Raw genomic sequence first — 7,132 nt, 5'->3', positions numbered from 1 at the left:
GGGCAAGGGCGACCGGCCACACCTCCACGAGACCGCGCAGGTCGTTGCCGCTAGCGTCGTGGTATGGACGTCGCTTGGGAAGACTTCGGCTGGGAGCGGTTGGGCAACGGTATCGGCAGGCGGCGCCTCCCGGGCTGGGACGCCACCGCCGCGCTGGTCGCCGGGGAGGACGGCGCGTTGCTGTACGACACCGGCGCCACGCTGCGCGAGGGCGTCGAGCTGCGGCGGCAGGCCGAGGCGCTGCTCGGGCGGAGGGTGACGCATATCGCACTGAGTCATCCGCACTTCGATCATGTGCTGGGCACCGCCGCGTTCGCCGGGGCCCAGGTGTACGGGGCGGTCGGCGTCGCGGCGCTGCTGCGCGGCGGGGCGGAGAGCCTGTGCGCCTCGGCGGTGCGCCACGGGGTGCCGGAGGGCGAGGCGGCCCGGTCGGCGGACACCCTGGTGGTCCCGCACCACGAGGTGTGCGGCGACTGGACGCTCGACCTGGGCGGCGGCCGTCAGGTGCTGCTGGCGAACGTGGGCCCCGGGCACAGCGGCCATGACCTCGCGGTGCTGGTGCCGGGCACGGACGGCGAGCCTCCGGTGGTGTTCTGCGGTGATCTGGTCGAGGAGTCGGGCGAGCCGCAGGCGGGCCGGGACGCGATCACCTCGCGCTGGCCGGCCGCGCTGGAGAGGCTGCTGGCGCTGGGCGGCGAGGACGCGCTGTACGTGCCGGGGCACGGGGCGGTGGTGGACGCGGCGTTCGTGCGGGCGCAGCGGGCGTCGCTGGCGGAGCGCTTCGACGTGTGCCTCGACGGGGGGTGAACCCCGGTGACGCTCCGAGGACCACATGGGAACGTTCCGGTGTGGTCCCCCAGGGTCGTCACCAGGGCGTCCCGCCGGTCACGGCCGGGTCTCCGACGCCCGTCGGCGGTTCGGGCGAATATCGTCGTGCCATGCGCAGCTACCAGCCGGACCTGACCCCGCCGTGGAAGCGGTCCGCCCCCGTGCCCGAGGTGCCCGCCGAGCCCGATCTGGTCGTGGAGGAGGTCTCCACCGGCTTCTGCGGGGCGGTGATCCGCTGCGAGAAGACGGCCCAGGGGCCGACGGTGACCCTGGAGGACCGCTTCGGCAAGCACCGGGTGTTCCCGATGGAGCCGCGCGGCTTCCTGCTGGAGGGCAAGGTCGTCACGCTGGTGCGCCCGGGCCCCGGCGGCCCGGTGCGTCCCTCCCGTACGGCCTCCGGTTCGGTGGCGGTGCCCGGGGCGCGGGCCCGGGTGGCGCGGGCCGGGCGGATCTATGTGGAGGGCCGGCACGACGCGGAGCTGGTGGAGCGGGTGTGGGGTGACGACCTGCGCATCGAGGGCGTGGTCGTGGAGTACCTGGAGGGGGTGGACGACCTGCCGGCGATCGTCGGGGAGTTCGCGCCGGGGCCGGACGCCCGGCTGGGGGTGCTGGTGGACCATCTGGTGCCCGGCTCCAAGGAGTCCCGGATCGCCGAGCGGGTGACCGGGGACCATGTGCTGGTGGTGGGACACCCGTACATCGACGTGTGGGAGGCGGTGAAGCCGTCCTCGGTGGGGATCGACGCCTGGCCGGTGGTGCCGAGGGGACAGGACTGGAAGACGGGCGTGTGCCGCGCGCTGGGGTGGCCCGAGAACACCGGGGCGGCCTGGCAGCACATCCTGTCCAAGGTCCGCAGCTACAAGGACCTTGAACCCCAACTACTGGGCCGGGTGGAGGAATTGATCGACTTCGTCACTCTTCCGGACTGATGTCCGGGGCCTGATTCCGGCCTGTTGCAGGACTGTCGAAGAGGATCTCGTACCGATCCCTAGGAATGCCTGCGTCCCACACGCACCATCGGTTATTGAGGTGGGGAACGGGCAGGCGGTTCACGGGCCGAAGGGCTCACGGGGGAAGGGCAGGGGCCGATGGCGCGCGAGGTCTGGCGGGACAGTGCGGACAACGAGGCGGCTTCGGCCGTCTTCCATCTGATACAGCAGCTGATCGACCGGTACCGGGTCAACCGGCCGGTGATGCCGCTCGTGGTGGTCCAGGCGGCGGACGCCGGGGCCGGGCCGGAGATCGACGCGCGGGTGGAGCAGCTCGTGCATCAGGTGCACCGGGCCAACGAGTTGCGCCGGGTGCCGGTGCGGCTGCTGGACGGCGAGGGGGCGACCCCGTACGAGGCGGCGCTCGACATGGTGCGCACGCTCTCCGAGAAGCCGTGGGAGACCCGCGAGAACACCCAGTACAAGACCTTCGCCTTTCCCCGCTCCCGGCTGCTCGGGGCGATCGAGCAGGCCACGGCGACGGTGGTCGAGCAGTCCGACGGGAACACCTCCGCGGTGCGCGAGGAACGGATCCTGGAGCAGCTGAGCCGGCTGCGCTGGCGGTCCGGCCGGCCGCGCGGGGGCACCCGGTGGGCCTCGCTGCGGCAGTCGGTGCGGCCCGAGACGTTCGTCGGCGCCCTGTTCATCGCTCTGCTCAGCGTGTTGCTCGGGGAGATCGACTGGCTGCTGACGGCCCTGGTCGCGGCCGTCGCGCTGATCGGGCTCGCCGTGGTGGGCCTGGCGAGCCGGGCCGCGCCGCCGCTGCTGTGGCTGCGCCGGGCCAGCCGGTGGTTCGCCACCACCTCGTCCCTGGCCGCGTCCAGCACCGGCTATCCGTCGGACGGGTGGTCGTGGCTGTCGCCGAGCGGTTCGTGGCGGGTGATCCGGGCGCGGGCGGCGGCGGTCGCGGAGCGGGTGGCGGACGCGGGGGCGGGCGACGAGTACGCGCGCCAGTTCCATCTGGAGCTGCGGGTGCAGGCGCTGCTGGAGGATCTGCGGCACAACTACCGCCCGCACTCCCTGGACTGGCGGCGCAGCAAGCGCACGGTCCCGCCGGTGGTGTTCCTGCCCCGGGCCACCCAGGACAACGGCGGCATCCTGCTGATCAACGCGATCAACAGCGTACGGTCGCGGCGCAGCGAGGTGGATCCGCTGCTGCTGCTCGCCTCGCTCCAGGCGCCCGAGATCATGCGGCACACCGCGCCGCTGCCCCCGGAGCGGCCGGGTCCCGGTGCGCCGTCCGGTTCGTCCGGGGCGCGGGCCCGCTACGAGCGCTGGGTCGACGATCTGAGTCTGGGGCAGTCGCCGGTGGCGGCGGCGACCCTGGCGTGGGTGCTGCTGCTGCCGCTGTCCACCGAGAAGCTGACCCACGAGCACGCGCACGCGCAGCTCGTCACCCACCGGGTGCGGCGGACCTGGGCGTGGTGGGTGATGTCGCGGGCGAGCCTCGCCGTGCTCGTGGTGGGCAGTCTGCTGGGGGCGTTCCTGTGGGCCGGGCACTGGCGCGAGACGTACTGCCACGGGCCGCTGACCGACCGCAACACCGACGCGATATGGGACGGCGAGGGGGACGACCGGGAGTGCGTGGGGGTGGCGACCGCCCCCGAGGTCTTCTTCGCGCGGGGCAACGACCTGGAGCTGAACGGGGCCGGGAAGGGCATCACCTTCGAGCGGATCGAGCAGGAGATCCGGGAAGAGAACGACGACATCGAGCCGGGCGACACGTATGTGACGGTCGTGTACGCCGGTCCGCTCACCGCCACGGGCAAGGACCGGGAGGCGACCCGCAAGGGCCTGGAGGAGCTGACCGGCGTCTATCTCCAGCAGCGGGCGGTCAACAAGACCGTGCGCCGGTCGGTGAAGCTGCGGGTGCTGACCGCGAACGGCGGCGAGGACATGCTGCGGCAGCTCATCGCCGTGCGGAAGATCATCGAGGTGGCCCGGCGGGATCCGACGGTGGTCGGGGTGGTCGGTCTGGGCCGCAACACCGACGAGAGCGACAACGCGACGAAGCTGCTGCGCGAGGCCGGGCTGCCGGTGGTGAACACGACGAACTCCAGCAGCGACCTGCCCCGGGACTTCCCCAACTACTTCGGCCTCGCGGCGACGGACGAGGAGCAGACGCATGTGCTGGGGCTGGTCGCCGGGCAGATCGCGAAGGACCTCGACCGCCCGCACGCGCGCGTGCTGTCGCGCGAGGACCGCAACGGGGACCTGGACCGGTACACCGCCGAGCAGCGGGACGCCGGTCGGGAGATGCTGAAGGACGCGGGCTTCGATCTGGGCAAGGACGTGCCGTACGACCTGGCGGGCGGGGCGAGCCTCAACGGCCCGCTGACGACCGTCTGCCGGGCCGAGCGGGTCCCCGACGCGCTGTACTTCGCGGGGCGGGTCGAGGACGTACCGACGCTGATGCGGGGGCTGTCGGAGACCACCGGATGCTCCGACCGGCGGATGACGGTGTTCACGGGGGACGATCTGACGAAGGGGACGTTCGACGACAGCACGTCGATCGCGGCCAACGTCACGCTCTACCACAGCTCGCTCGCCCCGCTGGACCGCGGAAAGAACCTCGGTTTCTACGGGGACGCGTACCGCACGCTGCGGGCGCTGCACCCCGAGGGGGAGATCACCGCGCTGGCGTCGGGGGGTCCGGCGTACGAGGACGGCCTGTTCGCCAGTGGGCAGACCGTCATCTCCTACAGCGCGACGGCCGCCCTGTACGACGCGGCGGCCCGCGGCGACCAGCGCCGGAGCGCGGCGGAGACCTGGGCGACGCTGCACACGGTGGACCTCAACAACATGCCGACGGGGACGATCTCGTTCAGCCGGACGAGGTCCTCGGTCTCCGACAACGTGCACGGCCTCAACATCGTCAAGGTGGTCCGCCCCGGGCCGAGCGCCGAGCGGACCCTGGTCTGCGGCAAGCCGGCCGGGGTCGCGCCCCCGCTGACGGCCAAGGACTGCCGGCCGTGAGGTGCCCCGTGCGGGTCAGTCGACGAGGTCGCGGACGACGGCGTCGGCCAGGAGCCGCCCGCGCAGGGTGAGGACCGCGCGGCCCTCCCCGTACGGCTCCGGGTCCAGCAGCCCGTCGGTCAGGGCGCGGCGGGAGGCGGCGAGGCCGTCGGGTTTCAGGAGGGAGAGCGGGCAGCCCTCGCGCAGCCGGAGCTCCAGCAGGATGCGCTCGACCCGGCGGTCCTCCTGGCCGAGGATCTCCCGGCCCGCGCCGGGTGAGCGGCCCTCGGAGAGCGCCTGGGCGTACGCGCCGGGGTGCTTCACGTTCCACCAGCGGACCCCGCCGACGTGGCTGTGGGCGCCGGGGCCCGCGCCCCACCAGTCGGCGCCGCGCCAGTACAGCTCGTTGTGCAGGCAGCGGCCGGCCTCGGTGGTGGCCCAGTTGGAGACCTCGTACCAGTCGAAGCCGGCGGCGGCGAAGGCCTCGTCCGCGATGAGGTAGCGGTCGGCGTGCGCGTCGTCGTCGGTCATGGGGATCTCGCCGCGCCGGATGCGGCGGGCGAGCTGGGTGCCCTCCTCGACGATCAGGGCGTACGCGGAGACGTGGTCGGGGCCCGCGCCGATCGCGGCGTCCAGGGTGGCCCGCCAGTCGTCGTCGGACTCGCCGGGGGTGCCGTAGATCAGGTCGAGGTTGACGTGGTCGAAGCCCGCCGCCCGGGCCTCGGCGACACAGGCCTCGGGACGGCCGGGGGTGTGCGTGCGGTCCAGGATCTTCAGGACGTGCTGCTTGGCGCTCTGCATGCCGAAGGAGACCCGGTTGAAGCCGCCCTCGCGGAGCGCGGCGAGGTAGGCCGGGTCGACGGACTCCGGATTGGCCTCGGTGGTGATCTCCGCGTCGTCCGCGAGCCCGAACTCCTCCCTGATCGCCGCCAGCATGCGCACGAGGTCGGCGGCGGGCAGCAGCGTGGGCGTGCCGCCGCCGACGAAGACCGTGCGCACGGGACGGGGGTCGTCGCCGAGGACCTTGCGGGCCTGGCGGACCTCCTCGATCAGGTGGGCGGCGTAGTTGTCGCGGGAGGCCAGCGCCCCGCCGGAGCCGCGCAGCTCGGTGGCGGTGTAGGTGTTGAAGTCGCAGTAGCCGCAGCGGGTGGCGCAGTACGGGACGTGCAGGTAGAAGCCGAGCGGGCGGTCGGCTGCGCCTTCCAGGGCGTGGCGGGGCAGCGCCCCGTCGTCGGGCACGGGCTCACCATCGGGCAGTACGGAAGGCATACCGACCATTGTCGCTCGCCGCGGGAGTTTCCCGGACCGGGCGGCTTCTCGCCCGCCGGTCCGTTCAGTCCGCGTGCAGGACCAGCAGGGCCACGTCGTCGTCCGGGGGCTGCTCGGCGAACTCGTGGACGGCCCGCCGGATGCGCTCGGCCGTCGCCTCGGCGGGCAGCCCGGCGCACCCGGCCAGCACCCGGGCCAGCCCGTCCCCGTCGTCGAACATCAGCGGGCCCGACCGGCGCTCGGTCACCCCGTCCGTGACGCAGAGCAGGGTGTCCCCGGGCGCGAGGTCGAAGCCCTGGCTCTCGTACGCCACGTCCTCGACGACCCCGAGCAGCACCTGGGGCTCGGCGGCCGGGCGTACGGAGCCGTCGGGGCGCAGCAGCAGCGGCAGGGGGTGCCCGGCACTGGCCACCGTGCAGCGGACCCCGCCGCCGGGGAGCGGCACGACCTCCCCGTACAGCAGGGAGAGGAACCGTGACTGGGTGCCGTCGTGGAGCTGCTGGCCCCCGGCGGCGGCGACCATCAGGGCGGCGGCCTCGGCGGCCTCCATGGCGTCGTCGAGGAGCAGCCGGTTCAGCCGGTCCAGGACCTCCCCGACGCCGAAGCCCTCCCGGGAGAGCAGCCGCAGCCAGGGGCGGGCGAGGCCGGTGACGACGGCGGCCTCGGGGCCGCTGCCCTGGACGTCGCCGAGGACGAAGCACCAGCGGTCGCCGGGGCACGGGAAGATGTCGTAGAAGTCACCGCCGACCACCCCGTCGTCGCTGGGTTCGTAGACGAGGGCGCTGGTGACGCCGGGGATCTCGGCGACCTTGCTGGGGAGCAGGCCGCGCTGGAGGATCCGGCTGATGGTGGCCTGGCGGGTGTAGGCGCGGGCGGCGCCCACGGCGAGGCCGAGGCGGCGGACGAAGTCCTCGATGAGCGACGCGACGGCCTCGGGCACCTGGGCGACGCCCTCGCGGCCGACGAGGACGGTGCCGAGCGCCCGGCCGCCCGCGGTGATACGGAAGGCGAGCGCCGCCCCGTCCCGGCCGCCGGGGTGCGGGGGCGGCGCGGGAGCGGCTTCCCGGCCCTCCCCGTCCCGTTTCCGGTTC

5 protein-coding genes are annotated in these 7,132 nt (G+C 73.6%); 3 read left to right on the top strand and 2 right to left on the bottom strand.

What is annotated here, in order from left to right; all coding sequences use genetic code 11:
* Window positions 1-63 precede the first annotated feature (63 nt).
* From HET64_RS34365 to HET64_RS34355, 3 genes are all read left to right on the top strand, one after another.
* Window positions 64-807, top strand: a complete 744-nt coding sequence (locus HET64_RS34365; protein ID WP_215111169.1) for an MBL fold metallo-hydrolase — start codon at window positions 64-66, stop codon at window positions 805-807.
* A 131-nt stretch (window positions 808-938) separates the two neighbouring features.
* Window positions 939-1,757: a DUF3097 domain-containing protein gene (locus HET64_RS34360; protein WP_215111168.1), complete on the top strand. Its 819-nt coding sequence runs from the start codon at window positions 939-941 to the stop codon at window positions 1,755-1,757.
* A gap of 159 nt (window positions 1,758-1,916) precedes the next feature.
* Complete coding sequence (locus HET64_RS34355; RefSeq protein WP_215111167.1) at window positions 1,917-4,793, top strand: ABC transporter substrate-binding protein; 2,877 nt, start codon at window positions 1,917-1,919, stop codon at window positions 4,791-4,793.
* Between the two features lie 15 nt (window positions 4,794-4,808).
* Here HET64_RS34355 and hemW read toward each other — a convergent pair whose 3' ends face one another.
* On the bottom strand, window positions 4,809-6,050 hold the full coding sequence (gene hemW, locus HET64_RS34350; RefSeq protein ID WP_215111166.1) for a radical SAM family heme chaperone HemW: 1,242 nt from the start codon (window positions 6,048-6,050) through the stop codon (window positions 4,809-4,811).
* Window positions 6,051-6,105: 55 nt separating this feature from the next.
* A partial coding sequence (locus tag HET64_RS34345; RefSeq protein ID WP_215111165.1) for a PP2C family protein-serine/threonine phosphatase occupies window positions 6,106-7,132 on the bottom strand: 1,027 nt, incomplete at its 5' end.

It is taken from the genome of Streptomyces sp. McG3 (assembly GCF_018619185.1).
In the GTDB taxonomy this organism is placed as follows: Bacteria; Actinomycetota; Actinomycetes; order Streptomycetales; family Streptomycetaceae; genus Streptomyces.
Note: the sequence above shows the minus strand (reverse complement) of the source record. Positions and strands in the feature narration are given on the sequence as shown.